Below are 19,744 nucleotides of genomic sequence, written 5' to 3'. Positions count from 1 at the left end.
AAAGTTCCTGGAGTGATGAGAGATAGGTACCGCTACTTGCCGGCCGCGCCGCCGCCCAGCTCGCCCCGCCAGCGCCGGTAGAGGCCGTGCCCGACGCCCGCCGCGTCCAGCACCCGGCCGGCGACGAAGTCCACCAGGTCCTGGATGTGGGTGGCGCCCGCGTAGAAGGCCGGCGAGGCCGGCACCACGGTGGCACCCGCGTCGTCCAGCGCGACCAGATGCCGCAGCGTCTGCCCGTTCAGCGGGGTCTCCCGCACGGACACCACCAGCGTCCGGCGCTCCTTCAGCGTGACGCTCGCCACACGCTGCAGCAGGTCCTTGGACAGGCCGAGCGCCACCCCGGCCACGCAGGCGGTGGAGGCGGGCACGATGAGCATCCCCTTGGCCGGGTACGACCCCGAGGACGGGCCCGCGGCGAGGTCCCCCGCGTTCCAGTACCGCACCCCGCCGACGTCCACGGCGAAGGTCCCGGGCTTGCCGTCGGCACCACGGGCCAGCCATTCCCGCAGGTCGTCCTGCCAGTGGGCGTCCCGGAAGGAGATTCCCGTCTCGTCCAGCAGCGTCAGCCGCGAGGCCCGGCTGACCACCAGGTCGACCGCTTCCCCCGCCTCCAGCAGCGCGCGCAGCACGGCAGCCGCGTACGGCGTTCCGGAAGCTCCGGACACCCCCACGATCCAAGGCACACGCTGCGTTTCTCCTGCGTTCACACCTTGAGCGTACCGGCGGGTCCGGCGGTGTTCAGGCCGGGTGGGGCCCGGCTCCTCAGACAGTCAGACCGCGCACGAGGAGATCGAGCAGCGCGCACACGAACAGGGCAATGCCGATGAACCCGTTGACGCTGAAGAACGCCCTGTTCACCCGGGACAGGTCGTGCGGGCGGACGATGCGGTGCTCGTAGAGGAAGGCACCCGCGACGATCAGCAGGCCCAGCCAGAAGAAGGCACCGGCGTGGGTGGCCAGGGCGTACCAGACGAACAGGCCGGTCGTGATCGCGTGGCAGGCCCGCGCGCCCCGGATCGCCGCCGGGACGCCGAAGCGGGCCGGCACCGACATGACGCCTATCTCGCGGTCGGTCTCGACGTCCTGGCAGGCGTAGATCAAGTCGAAGCCGCCGATCCAGATGCCGACGGCCAGCCCCAGGATCACCGCCGTCCAGGACCACTCGCCGCTGACCGCGAGCCAGCCGCCGATCGGTCCCATCGACTGGGCGAGCCCCAGTATGGCCTGCGGGAAGTTGGTGAACCGCTTCCCGTAGGGGTAGACCACCATCGGGACCACGGCGACCGGCGCCAGGGCCAGGCACAGCGGGTTCAGCAGGGCGGCGGCGCCGAGGAAGACCACCAGGGCGATCAGGGCGCCGGTCCAGGCGTGCCGCACGGACATCGCGCCGGTCACCAGTTCGCGGTGGGCGGTGCGCGGGTTACGGGCGTCGATCTCGCGGTCGATGATCCGGTTGACGGCCATCGCGAACGTGCGCAGGCCGACCATGCAGACGGTGACCAGCAGCAGGCGGCCCCAGTGGATGTTGCGGTCCCACTCGTACATCGCCGTGAGGGTGGCGATGTAGGCGAAGGGGAGCGCGAACACCGAGTGCTCGATCATCACCAGGCGCAGGAACGCCTTGGTGCGGCCGGGCCGGGGCATGGCGGCGGACGCTGAAGTCACAGGCCGTACTCCTTCCAGCGGCGGTCGACCAGGGCCGCCGTATCGGGGTCGGAGAGGACCATGTCGGGCCAGCCCCCGTCCCTGGTGTACCCCTCCTCCGGCCACTTCTTCGTGGCGTCGATGCCCGCCTTGCCGCCCCAGAACTGCTGGTAGGAGGCGTGGTCGAGGTGGTCGACGGGGCCTTCGACGACCGTGAGGTCGCGGGCGTAGTCGGTGTTGCCGAGGGCCCGCCAGGCGACCTCGTGCAGGTCGTGGACGTCGCAGTCGGAGTCCACGACGACGATCAGCTTGGTGAGGGACATCATGTGCGCCCCCCAGATGGCGTGCATCACCTTCTGCGCGTGCTTCGGGTACTTCTTGTCGATCGAGACGATCGCGCAGTTGTGGAAGCCGCCGGCCTCGGGCAGGTGGTAGTCCACGATGTCCGGGACGATGATCTTCAGCAGGGGCAGGAAGAAGCGTTCCGTGGCGCGGCCGAGCGGACCGTCCTCCGTCGGCGGGCGGCCGACCACGATCGACTGCAGCAGCGGGCGCCGGCGCATGGTCACGCAGTCGATCTTCAGGGCCGGGAACGGCTCCTGCGGGGTGTAGAAGCCGGTGTGGTCGCCGAAGGGTCCCTCCGGCAGCATCTCGCCGGGCTCCAGCCATCCCTCCAGCACGACCTCCGCCTGCGCGGGCACCTGGAGCGGGACCGTCTTGCAGTCGACCATCTCGATCCGCTTGCCGGCGAGGAAGCCGGCGAAGAGGTACTCGTCGATGTCGCCGGGAAGCGGGGCGGTGGAGGCGTACGTCACCGCCGGCGGGCAGCCGAAGGCGATGGCGACGGGCAGCCGCTCGCCCCGCCGGGCGGCGACCTGGTAGTGGTTCCGGCTGTCCTTGTGGATCTGCCAGTGCATGCCGATGGTGCGCTTGTCGTGGCGCTGGAGGCGGTACAGGCCCAGGTTCCGGACGCCCGACTCGGGGTCCTTGGTGTGGGTCAGGCCCAGGTTGAAGAAGGAGCCGCCGTCCTGGGGCCAGGTGAACAGCGCCGGGAGCCGGTCGAGGTCGACCTCGTCCCCGAGCAGGACCACCTCCTGCGCCGGTGCGTCCTTGACCTTCTTCGGCGGGACGTGGGTCATCGCGCCCAGCTTCCCGAACGCCTCGCGCACGCCGACGAAGCCGTGCGGCAGCTCGGGCCGCAGCAGGCCGCCGATCTTCTCGGAGATCTCGCCGTACGACTTCAGGCCCAGCGCCTTCAGCAGGCGGCGGTCGGTGCCGTACACGTTCATCGCGAGGGGCATGTCCGAGCCGCGCACGTTCTCGAAGAGCAGCGCCGGGCCGCCGGACTTCTGCACCCGGTCGACGATCTCCCCGACCTCCAGATACGGGTCGACCTCGGCCTTGATGCGCTTGAGGTCTCCCTCGCGCTCCAGTGCCCTCAGCAGGGAGCGAAGATCGTCGTAAGCCATGAGGCCCAGTATCGCCGACGTACCGCTTTGTCCATGCGGCCACCCCCGGCCGGCCGGGGCCCGGGGGCGGGCGGTCAGCGGAAGACGGCGACCGGGTACTGGAGCACGACCTCCCGTGCCTCGGGGTCCCAGCTGGTGACCTTGCCCAGGCAGTGCGCCTGGAACTGGCCCTCGGGCAGCTCCCGGTCCGGGGTGAGCAGCCCGTCGCCGCGCAGCACGACCCGCAGGTGCGCGGCGGGCCCGCCGTCCGCGTAGGGCGCCCGCATCACCAGCGTCTCGCCGCGCGGGCCGCGGGCCTCGAACCTGCCGGTGACCATGACGAACTCCCCGATCTCGCTGAGCGGCACCGACCCGGCGGGCCCGGCGCCGGCCGTGGCGGCCAGCTCCCGCAGCAGGGCCCGGTTCGGGGTGACCGTCCCGCCGGCCGCCCGCAGCCGCACCTCCACCAGGGCGTCGCCCCGGCGCAGCACGGACAGCAGCAGGCCGATCACCGATATCGGCTCGCTCTTCTCGACGTACTTGGCGACCACCTCGGTGCTGCTGCCGCCCGTCACCTTGAACAGCAGGGAGACCAGCGGGATCACCGCCAGGCAGCCGGCGTTGCGGATGCGCCGCTCCTCGACCTCCTTGCGCAGCGCCGACTTGTAGTTGCCCATCTTGAACAGGCCCATCACGGCGTCGTTGTCCAGGTACAGCGGCAGGTAGCTGCGTTCCTCGGAGCCCTTGCCGAGCCGGGCGATCCCGCGCCGCAGGGCCAGGCCGCCCAGCACGAGCAGGCCGGCGAGCGCCGCGAGCCACCACACCATCGCGCCCCACCAGGCGCTCCACCAGGTTGCGTCAAGAACAGCCACGGATCTCCTTGAACGCGGTCGACAGGGACTGGGCGCGGGCATCGACCAGGCGCCCGCCGGTCACGCCGGCGACGTGGCGCAGTTCCGCCGCGTCGGCATCGCCGAAGTGCAGGGGGTAGGTGCGCACGGCGCGGACGTCGGCGGGACGGGCCCGGTAGCGGCCGACGAACGCGGCCCGGCCGATGCCGGCGTTGTTCTCGCCGTCGGTCATCAGCACGATGGACACCGTCCGCCCCGGGTCCGTGCGCAGGGCGCGCTCGGCGGTGCCGTAGCCGTGGTCCAGGGCGGACCAGACCGCGGTGGAGCCGTCGTAGCCGCCGTCGGCGACGAAGTCCGCCAGCGCGGTCAGGTCGGCCGGGCCGCGCACGGTGACCGTGCGCTCGGCCAGCGGGCGCCCGCCGAACCGGATCACGGTCAGCCGCTCCCCCTGGTGGAAGCGGACGAACTTGGCCCGGGCGGAGGGGTCCGCGCCGCTGAGCCCGGCGAAGGCGGCCCGCAGCGCGCGGGCGCGGGCGCCGCGCATGGAGGTGGAGAAGTCGAGCAGGAAGATCACCTGGTCGGCGTTGCGGCGCCGCGGGTCGCCGTAGTCGGCGAGGAGCCGGTCCAGGACGGCCGGGTCGTCGGGGTAGTACAGCGCGTTGTCCAGGGGGGCGGTCAGCCGGCGGTCGCGGGCGACCTCGGTGCTGACCGGGCGGCGCAGGGTGCGGTGCATGATCTCGCGCTGGTGCCCGCTGTCGGTGAGCCACTCCACGACGCGGTCGTAGGCGTCCCGGCGGCGCTCGTCGAGCAGCAGCAGCGGGTAGTCGGACAGGACCATGCCGTCGGCGGGGTGGACGATCTCCAGCGGGGGGTCGAGCCGCTTGTTCAGGGTGAGCAGCTCGGACTCGTAGGTGATCAGGGCGTTGGTGCGGCCGCGGCGGGCGGCGAAGGCGTCCAGCAGGGCGTGGGAGCTCTCGGCGGTGAGGGTCTGCCCGGAGCGGAAGCCGCGCAGCCGGTCGCAGCTGACGTCGGAGGGGCGCAGGGCGCGGCCGGTGCCGGCCGCGGCCGTGGCGACCCCGACGAGCGCGGCGAGGCCGCTGTTGCTGCGCCGGGGGTCGGCCATGCCGAAATGTACGGTTCCGGTGGCGGCGGCGTCGGCGATGTCGGCCCAGGACAGGCGCCCTCCGGGGGCCTTGTCGCGCAGCGTGCGGGCCACCTCGGGAGTGAGGCCGACAACCACCGGCGAGCGCATGATCGAGGTGCTCTGCACGCCGGTGGCGGGGGCGGTCCCGGCGGCGGCCCGCTTGGCCCTCAGACGCAGGTAGCGGTCGGAGGACAACCAGGCCAGGTCGTAGGAGTGGCGGCCGGTGAGGAGGGTGTCGGCGGCGGCGTTGGTCGCCCGGTAGTCGACGTCGAGACGGACGCCGGTGTCCTCGTGGAGCCGGTCCAGCAGCGGTCTCATGTCGGCGAGTTCGTCGCTGGCCAGCACGTGCAGGGTGGTGTCGGGGCCGCGGCCGTCCCCGGAGCAGGAGACGAGACCGCCGAGCGCTGCGCACAGGACGAGGCAGAGGGCGAGCGGGAGGACGCGGGGCCGGGCGGGGGCTTCGGGGCGCCGCGGGGGCCGGGGGGTCACGGGGCCTCCCCGCCGGCCGGCCGCGGGGCGGGGGCGTCGCAGTCGCCGACCACCTCGATCATCCGTTCCAGCAGGTCGAGCCGGGGCAGGACGGCCTTGGTGTCGTCGTCGGACAGGACGGGCGCCTGGATGCCGTGCTCCTTGAGGAACCGGGTCAGCGCGTCGCTGGTGGCGGACGCGCCCTCGGCGTCCCTGACCCGGAAGCCGAGTTCCATCGCGCGCCGCTGGAGCGCCGGGTCCGTGCTGATCAGCCGGCCCAGCCGGTCGCCCTCCGGGGTGAGGGCGATGAGCTGGGGCTCGGTGACGAACCGCGCCGACGGGTAGAGCAGGACCCGTTCGCCGTCGACGTGTCCGGTGCCGGAGCGGGCGGCGATCTGGTGGGCGAGGAACTGGTGCTCGTAGATCACCGCGATCGGCGAGATGCTCTTGCCCTCGGCGGAGACGTAGGTCTCGTTCTTCTCCGAGGACGGCATGCCCTGGTCGTTGAGGAGGAGCCGGATCCGCTCGGCGAAGCGGGCCGCCTGGGCCGGCGTCTGCGGGATGTCGTCGTGGTTCCACACGTAGGAGACCAGGCCCAGATACGTGCCGGCCGAGTTGGCCTGGCAGATGTCGGAGGTCTGGGCGAGCACCTTGTTGCCGTTGTGGATGCCGTGCCGGCCGATGCCGACGCGGTGGCCGTCGCGGTCGGTACCGAGGTCGTCCCAGCGCCGGCCGTCGGCGGACGCCCGGAGGAACCTGCGCATGTCCAGCGAGTAGTAGAGCGGCTCCGCCCCCGCCGCCACGCCCGGTAACGGCCGGGCGATCCCCGCCTCCCGCAAGGTCTCGGCGTACTCGCGGTAGGTGCCCAGCACGATCGGGCTGACGAACGGGCGGTACGTCGTGGCCGGGTGGCCCTCGGCCGCGCGCCGGCCGGTGATCAGGTCGGCGGCGGGCTGCCCCGACGGGAAGACGATGTCGTAGTCGTCGTAGCGCTGGGTGGCGATGCCCCGGGAGCCCATGCGGGTGATGCGCACGCGGAAGCCGTGCCGGACGAGCAGCCGCTGGACCTCCGGGTCCTCGAAGTAGTCGGCCTTGGAGGCCATCTTGGCCTCGATCGTGACGATCCGCTCGAAGGGCAGCCCGGCGTGCCCCTGGGCCAGGACGACGATCGCGCTCAGCGCGGTGGCGGCGGCCACCACGGGCGGGAGGAACCGGCGCGCCCGGGAGCGCCGCGGGGGCGCGACCGCCGGGGCGCCGACCCTCAGGCGCGGCTCGCCGTGTCGACGGGTTCTGTCACTGTCGGCTGTGTGTGTGGCCACCCGTACTCCTGCGTCGGCGGGGGCAGGATCGTGCACGCCCGGGACGACGCCGGGCGGAACGTTCAACCAACGCCGTTTGACACGTATGTGAATGCCCGTCAGACACTTCCGGAACTGTTCGTTCATAACGACTTGCCAGGGCCGCCCCGGCGTGTGGTTAATGGTCGTCACCGGTAGTAGACGATGATCATCTGACCTCTGGGGGACCCATGGAGACCGGCAAGCCGCCCGAGCGCCCGGCGCAGGCACCGCCGAGGGCACCGGCCGCCCCGCCGCCCGGACCGCCCGCCGGCCCGCCGGCCGAACCGCCCGCCACCGTGTACACCGGGCCGCCCATGCCGGACGTGCCGCCGCCCGCCCGGACGCCGGTCGCCATCGAGCTGCGGGTGAGCAAGCGCATCCTGTGGATCGGCTCGGCGGTCTACCCGCTGCGCAACATCGCCCGCGTCTACACCTTCGTCCTGCGGCCGAGGCGCAAGGAGGCGGTGCTGCGGTTCCTGCGGTACTTCGCCGGGACGCTGGTCGTCGCGTTCATCGCCATGCTGCCGGGCCTGCCCGCCCTGGCCCTGGGGGACGGCGACTCGGGCATGGCCGGCTACGTGGGCTGGGTCTGGTTCCTGGGCTTCGCCGCGGTCGTCTACTTCTTCGTGGACATGATGTCGGTCCTGACGGCACCGCCCCAGCACGTCCTCGCCGTCGAGACGTCCGGCGCCTCCACCGCGCTGGTCACCAGCCAGGACGCCCGGTACCTGGACCAGCTCGTGGGCCAGATCTCGTACGCCCTCGACCACCCCGACACCGAGTTCCGGGTGACGGTGGAGCAGCTCACCGTCTCGGCGGACCACTACTACTTCGGCGACAACGTCAACATGTACGGCGGCAACGGGAACACGGGGGTCTCGCGATGAGCGGCAACAGCTACTACTACGGCGACAGCGTCAACATGTACGGCGGCCAGGGCAACCAGGGCATCGTCAAGACCCAGGTGGGCACCGGCGCGGCCGGCCAGAGCCCGGAGCTGGTCGCCGCCCTGGCCGAACTGCACCGGCTGATCGGTGAGTTGCGCGCCCAGGTGCCGGCCGCCAGCGCCCAGCTGCTCGACGAGTCCCTGCCCGCGCTCAGCGCCGACGCCGCCGTCCCCGCGCAGGAGCGGCACCGCGCGCTGATGGCGATCGCCGGGATCGCCGCCACCGTCGGCACGGTCGGCCAGCCGGTGGCCCAGGCCATCCAGGCGATCACCGGGCTGCTGGGGGGCTAGGGCCACCCCCGGCGTCCCGCCGCACGGGCCGGCGGTTTCCGCCGGTCCGTCAGCGCCGGTTGTCCACTCCCGTGTTCGGCCCGCCATCCGTTCCGTTGAAATGGACCGCGCGGGCATGTCCCGGCCGCGTCCCACGGCATTGCCATCAAGGGGGCCCGCATCCAGGGGCCCCTTCTGTGATGGGAGACGCGTGCGAATCACTGACATCCAGCGCTGCGAGGTCCGGCCGGGACGACTCGTCGAGTGGACGCTGAGCCCGGCGACCGTCGCGGCGGCGACGGCGCTCCCGGAGGACTCCCGGCCGCCCGCCTACATCCAGGAGTCGCACATCAGGACGGCCAGGTCCGTCCGCGAGGCCGGGCTGTTCGTGCCGACCTGGCTCGGCACCGCCTTCGACCTGCCCGGCCCCGTCGACCTGGACGCGCTGGAACACGCCCTGCGCTCCTGGACCGTACGGCACGAGACGCTGCGCAGCGGCTTCCGCTGGGACGGCGACGAACTGCGCCGGTTCACCCTCGACGCGGCCGACGTGTCCCTGTCCCGCACGGAGTCGGGCGACTTCCCCGACGCGGACGGTCTCGTCCGGCACCTCCAGGACCGCTTCGACACGGTCGCGGACGCCCTGAGCTGGCCCAACCTCATCTACACGGCGGTCGTCCGGGACGACGGCGCCAGCGTGTACATGGCCTTCGACCACAGCAACGTCGACGCCTACTCACTGCACCGGGTCCCCGCCGAGGTCCACGAACTGTACGCGGCGGGCGTCACCGGGGCCGCCGGCGCCGCCGGCCCGCCCGCGGCCAGTTACGTCGACTTCTGCGAGATCGAGCGGGCCGACGCGGACGGCATCGACGGGCGGCACGCGGTCGTGGACCGCTGGCGGGAGTTCATCCGCCGCTGCGACGGCACGCTCCCCGGCTTCCCGGTCGACCTCGGCCTGGAGCCGGGCGGCCCGCTGCCCCGGCAGCAGATGCTGTGCGAGCCGCTGGCCGACGCCGACGCGGCGGCGGCCTTCGAGGCGTACTGCCGGCCCTACGGCGGCAGCCTGGTCGGCCTGCTGGCCGCGACCGGGCTCATCGTCCACGAACTGGGCGGGCAGCAGGTGTACCGGACGGTCGTGCCCTTCCACACCCGGGTCAAGACGCGGTGGAGCGACTCGGTGGGCTGGTACGTGGGCGGCGCCCCGATCGAGGTGCCCGTGGGCCGCACCCGCGGCTTCCCGGAGGCCCTGCGGTCGGTGCGCGCCGAACTCCAGGCCAACCGGGCGCTGGCCCGCATGCCGCTGGCCCGGGTGCTGCGCCTGCTCGGCGCGGACTTCCGGCCCACCTCCCCGGACCTGTACTCGATCGTCTCCTACCTCGACGCCCGCGGCATCCCGGGCGCCGAGCGGTGGGCGGAGCTGAAGGCGCACGGGCTGCTGCGGGTGTCGTACGGGGACCAGGTCTGCGTGTGGGTGAACCGGCTGCCCGAGGGACTGTGGCTGGCGAGCCGGTACCCGGACACGGACATCGCGGCGAAGAACATGCGCCTGTACGTGGAGCGGCTGCGCGACCGGATCGCCTCGGTGACCCACGGCAGTCTCCCGGCGGTTTCGTAACCCAACGGACACCACGGACCCTGGTGGGAGCAACTTCCCCTTTCTACACTGTTGTTGAGGGGGGAATGCGGTGCACAGACGGTTGCACGGACGCGGGGCGCTGCTCGACGCCGACCCGGCCGGCCTCGCGCCGCGGCTCGTGGGCCTGCGCCCGCACCAGCACCGCGCACATCCGTACGAGCATCCGGACGAACCGCCGTTCGTGGTGCTCACCGGGGCGCGCGGGCTCGGTAAGAGCGCGGTTCTCGCGGAGCTGCGGGACGCCTATCGGGGACACACGCCGGTCGCGCTGATCGATTGCGCGGAGGACCAGTTCAGGGCGCCGCCCGCGGAGCGGCCCGCCGCTTCCTGGTCGCCGCTCGCACAGGCGCTGCTCGTGGTCGCCGAGCAGCTCGCGGCACCGGTGACGGGCGCCGGGCGGATCACGTTCCCGCGGCTGATGCCGGGCCTGGTCGCGGTGGCCGCGGGCGGCTGGGGCGACGCCGACTCGGAGCGGATCCGCCGGGAGGTCGAGCGGATCCTGCTGCTGAACGAGGGCGGGTCCTGGATCAGCGGGCTGGCCGGGCGCTGGGCCGGGAAGGTCACGGCCAAGGTGGTCGCCGCGGCCACCGGCACCGGGCCGCTGGTGTCCAGCGCCATCGAGGCGACCCTGGAGTCCGTCGCCGAGGGGTTCAGCAGCCGCCGGCAGCAGAAGGCGTCGGTGTGGTACCGGACGTACCCGAACGCGGGCGGCAACGCCCAGCGCGGGCTGATGCTGCTGTCCCAGCACTTCCGGGACGGCGGCGGTTCCCGGGAGCACGCCGAGCGGTATCTGGTGCGGGCCCTGCTGGCCGACCTGACGGAGGCGTACGCGGGGGTGCTGCCGCGGATGCAGCGGCTGGGCCGGCCGCTGGTGCTGCTGGACAACGCGCAGTCGGCGCCGGGCCCGGGGCTGGTGGCGGCCGTGCTGCGGGACCGCACCGAGGGCATCGCGGACCGGGTGGCGTTCGTCGCGGCCCGGCGCGGCGAGGCCCGCGAGGAGCTGCCGGGCGCGGTGCGGCGGGAGCTGCCGGAGGTGGCCCGGCGCTGCGAGTGGGCGCCGGACGCGGCCCCCTCCTCCCGGGCGCTGCTGCTCGCGCTGCCGCCGCTGAGCCCGGACGACACCCTGCACATCGTCGGCGCGGTCTGCGGGGACGCCCTCATCCCGCCGCAACTGCCGGCCGCCGCGCACCGGCTGACCGGCGGGAACCCGCTGGGCATCGGGCTGCTGGCGGAGTCGGCCGCGCAGTCCCTGCCGCGGGCCGGCTCACTGGGCGAGCTCCTCACGGCCGGGTTACGGCCCGCGGAGGACCGGCCGGCGGTGCCCGCCTACGAGGCGCTGCTGGACCGGCTGGTGCCGGCCGAGCACCTGGAGGAGCTGACCGTGCTGGCCGCGGCCCACGACCACGGCTCGGCCTGTGCGCTGGCCGCGGCGCTGCTGCCGGACACCTTCGGCCCGGCGAGCGTCCGGGCGCTGCAGACCCTGCTCGCCGAGGAGGGGCTGCCCGCGGTGCCGGGCCGGTTCGTCGGCGATCCGTTCGTGCGGACGCTGCTGCTGCTCCGGCTGCACCTGCGGGACGCCGACCACGCGTCCTGGCGCACCGCGCACGAGACGCTGATCGCCCACTATCCCGACGCCGGGCACGCCCGCTACCGGCTGCACCACGAACTCGCCCTCGGGGACACGGAGGCGGCGGTCGCCCACCTGCGCGACACCTTCCCCACCGCGGACCCGCGGGCCTGGCTGCGCACCGTGCGCTTCATCGCGTCCGCGCCCTACTTCCACGCGCACGACGCCGAGGGCCGCGACTTCACCGGCCGCGACGACCGGCGGGCCGCCGTCGCGCTCGGCCGCACGGACGCCGAGCACGATCCGCCGGAGGGCGTGGACGCCGTACTGCACCTGCGGGTGCGGCGGCTGCTGCACGCCGTGTGGCTGCTCGCCGATCCCCTGGTGCTGCCCGACCCGCAGGTGTGCGACCGGCTCCGCTTCGAGCTGGAGCAGCTGTCCAACCTGCGGCCGGCGGCCAACGCGCTGCTGTGGCGGACCTCCCGGAACTGGCCGGCGGCGGCGCTGGCCGGGCGTCCGATGGACGGCCCGGAGGACGGCGAGGACGCGGCCGGCGGGCCGGACGACGAGGGGGAGGCGTGATGGCACGCAGGGGCGTGGGCACCTGGCTGCGCGAGGACGTGTGGGAGATCCCGCTGCGCCGCTACCTCGGCCTGCTGGTGGTGGCGGCCGTGGTGGCCGGGGCGGTGTTCGCCGTACGGTCCCTCACGCACGACGACCGCGGGTGCGCGGCCGGGGTGAGCCGGCCGGCGGGCACCGACGAGTGCGTGGGCGTGGCGAGCGGGCCGTACGACTTCCGGCAGCCCCTCCTGCGGGACGTCGTCGAGGCCATCGGCCGGGAGAACGACCGGCTGAAGCCCGGCGGATACGTGACGGTGGCCATGATGCTGCCGTACACCTCCGGGTCGCCGACCAACCTGAACGACATCCGCCACCAGCTGCAGGGCGCCTATCTGGCGCAGTACCAGGCCAATCACGACGCCAACGGGCAGCGCCCGCAGATCCGGCTGGTGCTCGCCAACCCGGGGGCGACCGGCGCGCACTGGCGGCCGACGGTCACGCAGCTGGCGGCGATGACGACGGGCCCGGACCGGCTGCGGGCGGTCGTCGGCATAGGGCAGAGCACCGACCCCAACAAGCAGGCGGTCCGGGAGCTGACCCGGCAGGGCATCCCGGTGGTCGGCTCCTCGATCACCGCCGACGACCTCGCCAACGGGCAGCGGGGCAGGGACCCGTTCCCGGGGCTCGCCCGGGTGGCGCCGACCAACACCGACGAGGCCCGCGCGCTGGCCTCCTTCGCCAAGGTGAGCGCGGGCAAGGCACTGCTGGTGTACGACAAGCCCGGCGACCCGTACACGCGGACGCTCCGGCATTCCTTCGCGGCGCTGATCAAGGGATCGCCGTACGAGCCGCAGCCGTTCACCCCGCCCGCCGACCGCAGCGAGGAGGGGACGACCGCGAACACCTTCCGGCAGATCACCCACCTGGTGTGCGACACGTCCCGGGAGACGGACACGATCCTGTTCGCGGGCCGCCACACCCAGCTGCGCCAGTTCATCAACGCGCTGGGCGGGCGCGGCTGCCAGGACCGGAAGTTCACGGTGCTGACCGGTGACGAGGCGTCGTACCTGACCCACGAGAAGGAGCTGGACCGCGGCGCGCTCCGGCACAACCTCTCCGTCCGCTACACCTCGCTCGCCCACCCGGACGCCTGGACGAAGGACCCGGCGCGCACGGGCGGCTCGGCGGCCGACTTCACGGCGCTGCGCGACCTGCTGACGGCGGCGGCCCGCGAGCCGATGGGCCCGATCGGCTCGACCGCCCTGGACGACGGGCAGCTGATCATCGGCTACGACGCCCTGCGGCTGGCGGTGCACGGCATCCGCGAGGCGGTGCCGGCCGGCCGGACCGTTCCGACGCTCGCGGACGTCGGTCTCCAGTGGCCGCAGGTCAAGGGTTCGCTGCGGGTGGCCGGGGCGAGCGGCTGGATCTGCCTGGACGTGCACGGCAACCCGTACGACAAGGCGGTACCGGTCGTGGAGCTGACCCCCGAGGGCGGCTCGCGGTTCGTGCGGATCGCCTGGCCGGAGGGGAAACCGCCGGCGAAGGAGTGCCTGCCGCCGTCCTAGGTGACGTCCCGGGCGGTGTCCCAGGGGCCGCCCTGGGTGCCGCCCTGGGTGACGTCCCGGGTGACGTCCTGGGTGACGTCCTAGGTGAACTGGCCGGGAAGGGGATCGGACGGCTCGGGGGGCGCCGCGGGGCGTCCGGAACCCGGACCGGCCGCGTCGTGCGGGGAGTCCAGGAGCTCGATCAGGCGTTCGAAGCGGGTCCGCCAGCGCCGCTCCGACTCCTCCTCGCCCTGGAACTCGTGCGTGAGGCGGAGCGCGCTGCCGTGCTCGCCCTCCCGCTCCAGGTGGAACCGGATCCGCCCGCCGCCCTCCACCGTGTACTCGGCGACCCGGTCCACGTCCCAGGCCGTGACCTGCCCGCCGCCCAGGTCACGCAGGGTGACGGCGCCGCCGAGCCGGGGTTCGAGCACGTCCGCGGCGGTGAACCAGGCCGCCAGTCCCTCCGGGGTGGCCACCGCCGGCCAGAGGTCCTCCATGGGCCGCGGGATCCGCACCGTGAAGTGCAGGATGTGCGTGTTCCCGTGGGTCTGGCTGGTGCCCTGCGCGATGGAACCGCTCATGACACCAGCCTGCCCCCGGGCCGCGGCCCGCGCACCCGGCGCGGTCACACCCCCGCGTAGGAGTGCTTGCCGCTGACGAAGATGTTGACGCCGTAGTAGTTGAACAGCCAGCAGCCGAAGGCGAGCAGCGCCAGGTAGGCGGCCTTGCGGCCCTTCCAGCCGGCCGTGGCCCGCGCGTGCAGGTAGCCGGCGTAGGCGATCCAGGTGATGAAGGACCAGGTCTCCTTCGGGTCCCAGTTCCAGTAGCGGCCCCAGGCGTCGCCCGCCCAGATGGCGCCCGCGATGATCGTGAACGTCCACAGCGGGAAGACGGCCGCGTTGACCCGGTAGGAGAACTTGTCCAGGGAGGCGGAGGCGGGCAGCCGCTCCAGCACCGAGGTGGCGAACGAACCGGGCCGGCCGCCCGACTGGAGCTTGGTCTCGTACGCGTCCTTGAACAGGTACAGGACGGTGGCGACCGCGCCGACGTAGAACACCGCGCCGCAGAAGATCGCGGTGGAGACGTGGATGTACAGCCAGTACGAGTGCAGGGCCGGCACCAGCTGGTCGCTGGCCGTGTACAGGACGGTGACCGCGAGGCCCAGGTCCAGCAGGACCGTCGTGACGAGGAACAGGCCGAGCCAGCGCACGTTCTTCTTCAGCGCCAGCAGGCCCAGGTACACGCCGACGGCCACCGTGGAGAAGGTGATGTTGAACTCGTACATGTTGCCCCACGGCGCCCGCTCCACGGAGGCCGCGCGGGTGACGACACCGCCCAGCTCCACCAGGAAGGCGAGCACGGTGAGGGAGATGGCGACCCGGCCGTAGAGGTCGCCCTGCGCGTCGCCGCCGTGCGCACCGGGCCCGTCCGGCACGTCCCGCGCGCCGGAGGCCGAGCGGACGACGACCTTGGGCCGCTCCAGCACGGCGGTGCCGCCGGCCTGCTGCACGGTGACGGCGGGAGCCTTCGCGGCCTCGGCGCGCGGCGTCAGCGCGGCGGCCGTGCGCGCCACCTTGCTGCGGCTGCCGAACAGCCACTCGGCGATGTAGGCGAAGAAGGCCAGGGTGTAGACGGCCATCGACGAGTAGATCAGCGTGTTGCTGATGCTCGCGAGATGTTCGTTGGTGGCGGCGGCGAGAGTCACTTCTCAGCCCCTTCGGCAGGAACGGCTTGCGGGTCGGGGGGTGCTGCGGAGTCGTCGCCGGGGTCGGGAGCCCCCGGCGCCTGGTCGTAGAGGATGACGGCGAGGTCGCCCAGTTCCTCGGGCACCTTCGCGGATTCGCTGCGGCCGAGCCCGGCCATCTCGACCACCGTGACACCGTCGGCACCGCGCACCGCCCGCACCCACACGCGGCGGCGCTGGATGAACAGGGACGCGGCCAGACCGAAGATCGCGGCGAGGGCACCGCCGAGCGCCCAGCCGCCGCCCGGCTCCTGCACGATCTCGAAGCCGGCCCACTCCTTGACGTCCTTCTCGAAGGTGATCGAGCCCGCGCCGTTCGGCAGCGTCAGCGTGTCGCCCGGCTTGAGCAGCTTCTTCAGCAGCTGGCCCTTGGCGTCCTTGAACGCCTTCATGTGGGTCTTGTCCAGCTGGTACACGCTCTGCGGGATGCCCGAGTCCACACCCAGGTCGCCGTGGTAGGCGTTCACCGCGAGCAGCGGGTTCACCAGCGCCGGGTACTGCGAGAGCATCGTGCCGCTGCGCGGGTCGAAGGTCGGCACGAAGAACGCCTGGAAGCCGAGCTGCTCCTTCTTGCCCTTGGCGTCGCGGTAGCCGTCCATCACCTTCACCACACCGTTGGAGGTGACGTTGCCGTCGAGCGGCAGCAGCGGCACGGCGTCGCGGTAGAGGACCTCGCCCTTGCCGTCCCGGACGGTGACCACCGGCGCGTAGCCGTGGCTGACCAGGTAGACCTTGGCGTCGCCGATCTCCAGCGGCTCGTTGACCTTGACGGTGGTCGACTTCTGCGCGCCGTACGCGCCCTCGCTGTAGCGGATCCTCGCCTCGAAGGTGCGCGGGGTGCCCTTGTTCGGTCCGCTGACCTCGTAGGTGGCCCGGAAGTCGTCGAGGTCGAAGCTGAACGGGACCAGGTCGTCGTTGTCGAAGAGGTTGCCGGACTTGAAGTCGTCGTACATCGGCAGCGCGTTGGCGAAGCCGTCGCCCTCCACCATCAGCTTGGTGCCGTCCGATTTGAACAGCTGGCCCGAGGCGAAGGCGACCAGCATCACGATCAGCGCGACGTGGAAGACCAGGTTGCCCAGCTCGCGCAGGTAGCCCTTCTCGGCGGCGACGGCGTCACCGGCGAGGTGGGCGCGGAAGCGGCGCTTCTTCAGCAGCGCGAGCGCGGCCTCGTGGACCTGCTCCGGCTCGGCCCGCGTCCGCCAGGTCGTGTACGCGGGCAGCCGGGTCAGCCGCTTGGGCGCGGCCGGCGGACGGCCGCGCAGCTGGCCGACGAACTGCCAGGTGCGCGGCACGATGCAGCCGATGAGGGACACGAACAGCAGGATGTAGACGGCGGAGAACCACACCGAGCTGTAGACGTTGAACAGGCCGAGCTTGTCGTAGACCGGCGCGAGCGTGGAGTGCGCCTCGCGGAATTCCTCGACCTTGGCGGCGTCGATCCCGGTCTGCGGGATCAGCGAGCCGGGGATCGCGCCGAGCGAGAGCAGCAGGAGCAGCAGCAGCGCCACCCGCATGGAGGTCAGCTGCCGCCAGAACCAGCGGACCCAGCCGAGGACACCGAGGCCCGGCAGGCTCGACTGCTCCTCCTGCGGCGCGGTGGACAGCTGGGAACCGGCCGCCCCCAGGTCCTCCTGCTCCCGGCTCGTGCCGGTGTCGGTCTTGCTCATCGGTCAGATCCCCACATTGAAGCCGTCGGACCAGGTCTGCATCTGCTGGATCAGACCGTTCCAGGCGCCGGTCAGCAGCAGGACACCGGTCAGGATCATCATCGAGCCGCCGATGCGCGTCACCCACACATAGTGGCGCTTGACCCAGGCGAAGGCACCGAGGGCCTTGCGGAAGCCGATCGCGGTGAGGACGAACGGGAGGCCCAGGCCGAGGCAGTAGACGACCATCAGCAGGGAGCCCCGGGCGGCGCTGGACTCGTTGAAGGAGAGCAGGTTCACCGACGACAGGGTCGGGCCCATGCAGGGCGTCCAGCCGACGCCGAACAGGGCGCCGAGCAGCGGCGCGCCGAGCAGGCCGCCCGTCGGCCGCTTGTGGAAGCGGAACTCGCGCATGGTGAACCAGGGCAGCAGCCCCATGAAGAACACGCCCATGACGATCATGAGGGCGCCGAGCACCTTGGACAGGATGCCCTGGTAGTCGATCAGGCTGGCGCCGAAGTAGCCGAAGAGCGCCCCGCTGGAGACGAACACGGCGCTGAAGCCGAGGACGAACAGGGAGGCTCCGGCGACCATCCGCCCCCGCCTGGCCTCGGCCAGGTCGGTGCCCGCGACGCCCGTCACATAGGAGAGGTAGCCGGGGACCAGCGGCAGCACGCAGGGTGAGAAGAAGGAGACGAGCCCGGCGAGCAGGGCGACCGGCAGGGCGACCAGCAGGGCGCCGTGCAGGACCGTCTCGTTCTGCCCGGGGCCGGCCGTCGCGGCCAGCGTCAGCAGTGCGCTCACGTCACTTCTCCGCGAGGACCGGCTCGAGCATCTTGCGCAGGCTCGTGTCGTCGAGCGCCTCCAGGGCCCGCGCGGCGACCTTCCCGTGCCGGTCGATGACGAGCGTGGAGGGGATGAGCTGCGGGTTGAGGGTGCCCTTCTCGAAGCGCAGCATCAGCTTGCCCGTGGGGTCGTACAGGCTCGGGAACTCGACGCCGTGTTCCTTCTCGAAGGCGACCGCCGGGGTGGTGCTGCTGTCCCGGGTGTTGACACCGACGAACTGCACGCCCTTGCCCTCGTAGGCCTTCGACACCTTCGCGAAGTACTGCGCCTCCTGCCGGCACGGCCCGCACCAGGAGCCCCAGAAGTTGAGGACGACGACCTTGCCCTTGTAGTCCGCGACGTCGAGGTCCTTGCCGTCGATCGTCCGGCCGGACAGGTCCGGGGCGGTGGCACGCTCGCCGGCCGGCACGGTGTCGATGCCGAGGTCGCCGGTGATGAAGTTGGTGTCGCCTCCGCCACCGGAGGTGCCGCCCTTCCCGCACGCGGAGAGGGTCAGGGCCGCGACGGCGGCCACAGCGGTGAGCAGGACGGCGCGGCTACGGGTACTCATGTGAAAAGTTTCGCATGCCTGTTCCGGGGATCTCGCGCACCCCCCTGCCGGGCGGAAAACCCCATTTCAGGGCGTATTTACACAGGACATTCGGGACATCAGGCCGCATCGCCGGAGGCGGACCGGGCCTCCCGCAGGAACTCCTTCCAGCCCCCGGCGGGCCGCTGTCCGACCTGGAGCGTGCGCAGCCTGGCGAGCACCTCGGGCTTCTGCACGTCCATCCAGTCCACGAACTGCCGGAAGGAGACCAGCCGCACGTCGGCCCCCTTCTCCTTCTCCCGCGCGATGTGCTTGAACGCCTCCTCGACGGCGTCCATGTAGATGCCGCCGTTCCACTGCTCGAAGTGGTTCCCGACGAAGAAGGGCGCCCGATTCGTCTCGTATGCCCGCCTGAATCCCTGGATGTACGCCTGTGCGGACTGCTTCCGCCACCCCGGGTAGTTGTGGGAGGGCGCCTTGGTGGAGTTCACGGACTGGTTGGCGAGCATGTTGTAGTCCATGGACAGGACCTCGAAGGAACGTCCGGGGAAAGGTATCTGCTGCAACGGCAGGTCCCAGATCCCCGACTTCTTCACCGGCCAGGTCTGCCGGCCGCCCGGCGAGGAGGCGTCGTAGCGCCAGCCCAGCTCGCGCGCGACGGGGAGCAGGTTGTCCTGGCCGAGCAGGCAGGGCGTACGGCCGCCGACCAGCTCCTTGTCGTAGTCGAACGGCAGCGGCGGCAGATCGGTCCAGCCGGTGTTGGTCCGCCACTCCTTCACGAACGCCTTGGCCTGCCGGATCTCGCTGCGCCACTGCTGTGGGGTCCAGTTGCCCACCGTGCCGGCGCCGGCACAGAAGTGCCCGTTGAAGTGGGTGCCGATCTCGTGGCCCTCCAGCCAGGCCCGGCGCACGTTCTTCAGCGTGGCCTTGATGTGCTCGTCGGTGAGGTATCCGATGTCGGAGGCGCCGCGCGGGTTGTTCGGGGGGTCGTACAGCCGCTTCTTCGACTCGGGCAGCAGGTACAGCCCCGACAGGAAGAAGGTCATGCTCGCGTCGTGCTCCCTGGCCAGGTCAAGGAAGCGCGGGAAGAGGCCGTTGCCGACCTCGCCGGCACCGTCCCAGGAGAAGATCACGAACTGCGGCGGGGTCTGCCCCGGCTCCAGCGGCTCGGGCTCGGCCGGCTGGTGCGGCTGCCGGCCGGTGAAGGAGGTCGAGCCGTCGCCGATCGGCCGGGCCGGACGCGCACCGCTCCCGTCCCCGGGCGCCGGCCGGCCCTGGCCGGAACCGTTCGGGTGCCGGCCTCCGTCCGAGGACGTGGGACTGCCGCAGCCGGCGAGCGAGGCGGCGGCCGCCGCGCCCGCACCGAAGCCGAGTACTCCCCTCCGGGAGAGGGTCCGAGAGAAGGTGCGCATGGAAATCCCCGATCGTCGCTGCCTGCTGGTCACCCAGTCAGAGGACGGGACGATCGGGGAGGTTCCGCCGATTCTTATGTTTTTCGCAAGATCCCCGGCAAAAGCACCCTAGGTCACACCAAACGGACGCTCTGATACGGCC

General features: G+C 72.2%; 17 protein-coding genes. 5 read left to right on the top strand and 12 right to left on the bottom strand.

The features are described 5' to 3' along the window. Positions 1–32 precede the first annotated feature (32 nt). The 6 genes from ABZ576_RS28215 to ABZ576_RS28190 all read right to left on the bottom strand — a co-directional run bounded on the left by ABZ576_RS28215 (position 33) and on the right by ABZ576_RS28190 (position 6,874). The gene (locus tag ABZ576_RS28215) at positions 33–683 is read right to left on the bottom strand and encodes a UbiX family flavin prenyltransferase (RefSeq protein ID WP_360746677.1); all 651 of its coding nucleotides are present in this window, start codon (positions 681–683) and stop codon (positions 33–35) included. A gap of 79 nt (positions 684–762) precedes the next feature. Next, positions 763–1,665, bottom strand: a complete 903-nt coding sequence (gene mqnP, locus ABZ576_RS28210) for a menaquinone biosynthesis prenyltransferase MqnP (protein WP_360746674.1) — start codon at positions 1,663–1,665, stop codon at positions 763–765. Then, a complete protein-coding gene (locus ABZ576_RS28205) occupies positions 1,662–3,113 on the bottom strand; it encodes a menaquinone biosynthesis decarboxylase (protein ID WP_360746671.1) in 1,452 nt (483 codons plus the stop codon). The genes mqnP and ABZ576_RS28205 overlap by 4 nt, the downstream gene beginning before the upstream one ends. 74 nt (positions 3,114–3,187) lie before the next feature. Further along, the gene (locus tag ABZ576_RS28200) at positions 3,188–3,964 is read right to left on the bottom strand and encodes a hypothetical protein (RefSeq protein WP_360746668.1); all 777 of its coding nucleotides are present in this window, start codon (positions 3,962–3,964) and stop codon (positions 3,188–3,190) included. Continuing rightward, complete coding sequence (locus ABZ576_RS28195; protein WP_360746665.1) at positions 3,951–5,576, bottom strand: VWA domain-containing protein; 1,626 nt, start codon at positions 5,574–5,576, stop codon at positions 3,951–3,953. Before ABZ576_RS28195 ends, ABZ576_RS28200 begins: the two co-directional genes overlap by 14 nt. Further along, positions 5,573–6,874 (bottom strand): hypothetical protein, encoded by a 1,302-nt coding sequence (locus tag ABZ576_RS28190; protein ID WP_360746662.1) that lies wholly within the window; start codon positions 6,872–6,874, stop codon positions 5,573–5,575. The genes ABZ576_RS28195 and ABZ576_RS28190 overlap by 4 nt, the downstream gene beginning before the upstream one ends. Before the next feature lie 209 nt (positions 6,875–7,083). Here ABZ576_RS28190 and ABZ576_RS28185 point away from each other — a divergent pair, with 209 nt between their 5' ends. From ABZ576_RS28185 to ABZ576_RS28165, 5 genes are all read left to right on the top strand, one after another. Then, the gene (locus ABZ576_RS28185) at positions 7,084–7,782 is read left to right on the top strand and encodes a DUF6232 family protein (protein WP_360746659.1); all 699 of its coding nucleotides are present in this window, start codon (positions 7,084–7,086) and stop codon (positions 7,780–7,782) included. Beyond that, the gene (locus tag ABZ576_RS28180) at positions 7,779–8,132 is read left to right on the top strand and encodes a hypothetical protein (protein ID WP_360746656.1); all 354 of its coding nucleotides are present in this window, start codon (positions 7,779–7,781) and stop codon (positions 8,130–8,132) included. The genes ABZ576_RS28185 and ABZ576_RS28180 overlap by 4 nt, the downstream gene beginning before the upstream one ends. Positions 8,133–8,322: 190 nt before the next feature. Further along, entirely contained in the window at positions 8,323–9,729 is a 1,407-nt protein-coding gene (locus ABZ576_RS28175) for a condensation domain-containing protein (protein ID WP_360746653.1), read from the top strand. Between the two features lie 70 nt (positions 9,730–9,799). Next, the gene (locus ABZ576_RS28170) at positions 9,800–11,899 is read left to right on the top strand and encodes a hypothetical protein (RefSeq protein WP_360746650.1); all 2,100 of its coding nucleotides are present in this window, start codon (positions 9,800–9,802) and stop codon (positions 11,897–11,899) included. Then, positions 11,899–13,446 carry a hypothetical protein gene (locus tag ABZ576_RS28165; RefSeq protein ID WP_360746647.1) on the top strand — a complete coding sequence of 516 codons (1,548 nt, stop codon included), beginning with the start codon at positions 11,899–11,901 and terminating at the stop codon, positions 13,444–13,446. Before ABZ576_RS28170 ends, ABZ576_RS28165 begins: the two co-directional genes overlap by 1 nt. An 80-nt stretch (positions 13,447–13,526) precedes the next feature. On the opposite strand, the gene ABZ576_RS28160 is transcribed toward ABZ576_RS28165, so the two are convergent. From ABZ576_RS28160 to ABZ576_RS28135, 6 genes are all read right to left on the bottom strand, one after another. After that, on the bottom strand, positions 13,527–14,006 hold the full coding sequence (locus ABZ576_RS28160; RefSeq protein ID WP_360746644.1) for an SRPBCC domain-containing protein: 480 nt from the start codon (positions 14,004–14,006) through the stop codon (positions 13,527–13,529). A gap of 44 nt (positions 14,007–14,050) precedes the next feature. After that, positions 14,051–15,130: a c-type cytochrome biogenesis protein CcsB gene (ccsB, locus tag ABZ576_RS28155; RefSeq protein ID WP_360746641.1), complete on the bottom strand. Its 1,080-nt coding sequence runs from the start codon at positions 15,128–15,130 to the stop codon at positions 14,051–14,053. After that, positions 15,127–16,836 (bottom strand): cytochrome c biogenesis protein ResB, encoded by a 1,710-nt coding sequence (locus tag ABZ576_RS28150; RefSeq protein WP_360746638.1) that lies wholly within the window; start codon positions 16,834–16,836, stop codon positions 15,127–15,129. Before ABZ576_RS28150 ends, ccsB begins: the two co-directional genes overlap by 4 nt. A gap of 3 nt (positions 16,837–16,839) precedes the next feature. Further along, positions 16,840–17,619 (bottom strand): cytochrome c biogenesis protein CcdA, encoded by a 780-nt coding sequence (locus ABZ576_RS28145; RefSeq protein WP_360746635.1) that lies wholly within the window; start codon positions 17,617–17,619, stop codon positions 16,840–16,842. Position 17,620: 1 nt separating this feature from the next. Beyond that, positions 17,621–18,211, bottom strand: coding sequence for a TlpA disulfide reductase family protein (locus tag ABZ576_RS28140; RefSeq protein ID WP_360746632.1), 591 nt, complete (start codon positions 18,209–18,211; stop codon positions 17,621–17,623). Between the two features lie 98 nt (positions 18,212–18,309). Next, positions 18,310–19,602, bottom strand: a complete 1,293-nt coding sequence (locus ABZ576_RS28135; protein ID WP_360746629.1) for a hypothetical protein — start codon at positions 19,600–19,602, stop codon at positions 18,310–18,312. Between the last annotated feature and the right edge of the window lie 142 nt (positions 19,603–19,744).

Origin of the sequence: Streptomyces sp. NPDC013455 (genome assembly GCF_040632975.1) — a bacterium.
In the GTDB taxonomy this organism is placed as follows: domain Bacteria; phylum Actinomycetota; class Actinomycetes; order Streptomycetales; family Streptomycetaceae; genus Streptomyces.
This window is presented reverse-complemented; position numbering and strand designations above follow the sequence as displayed.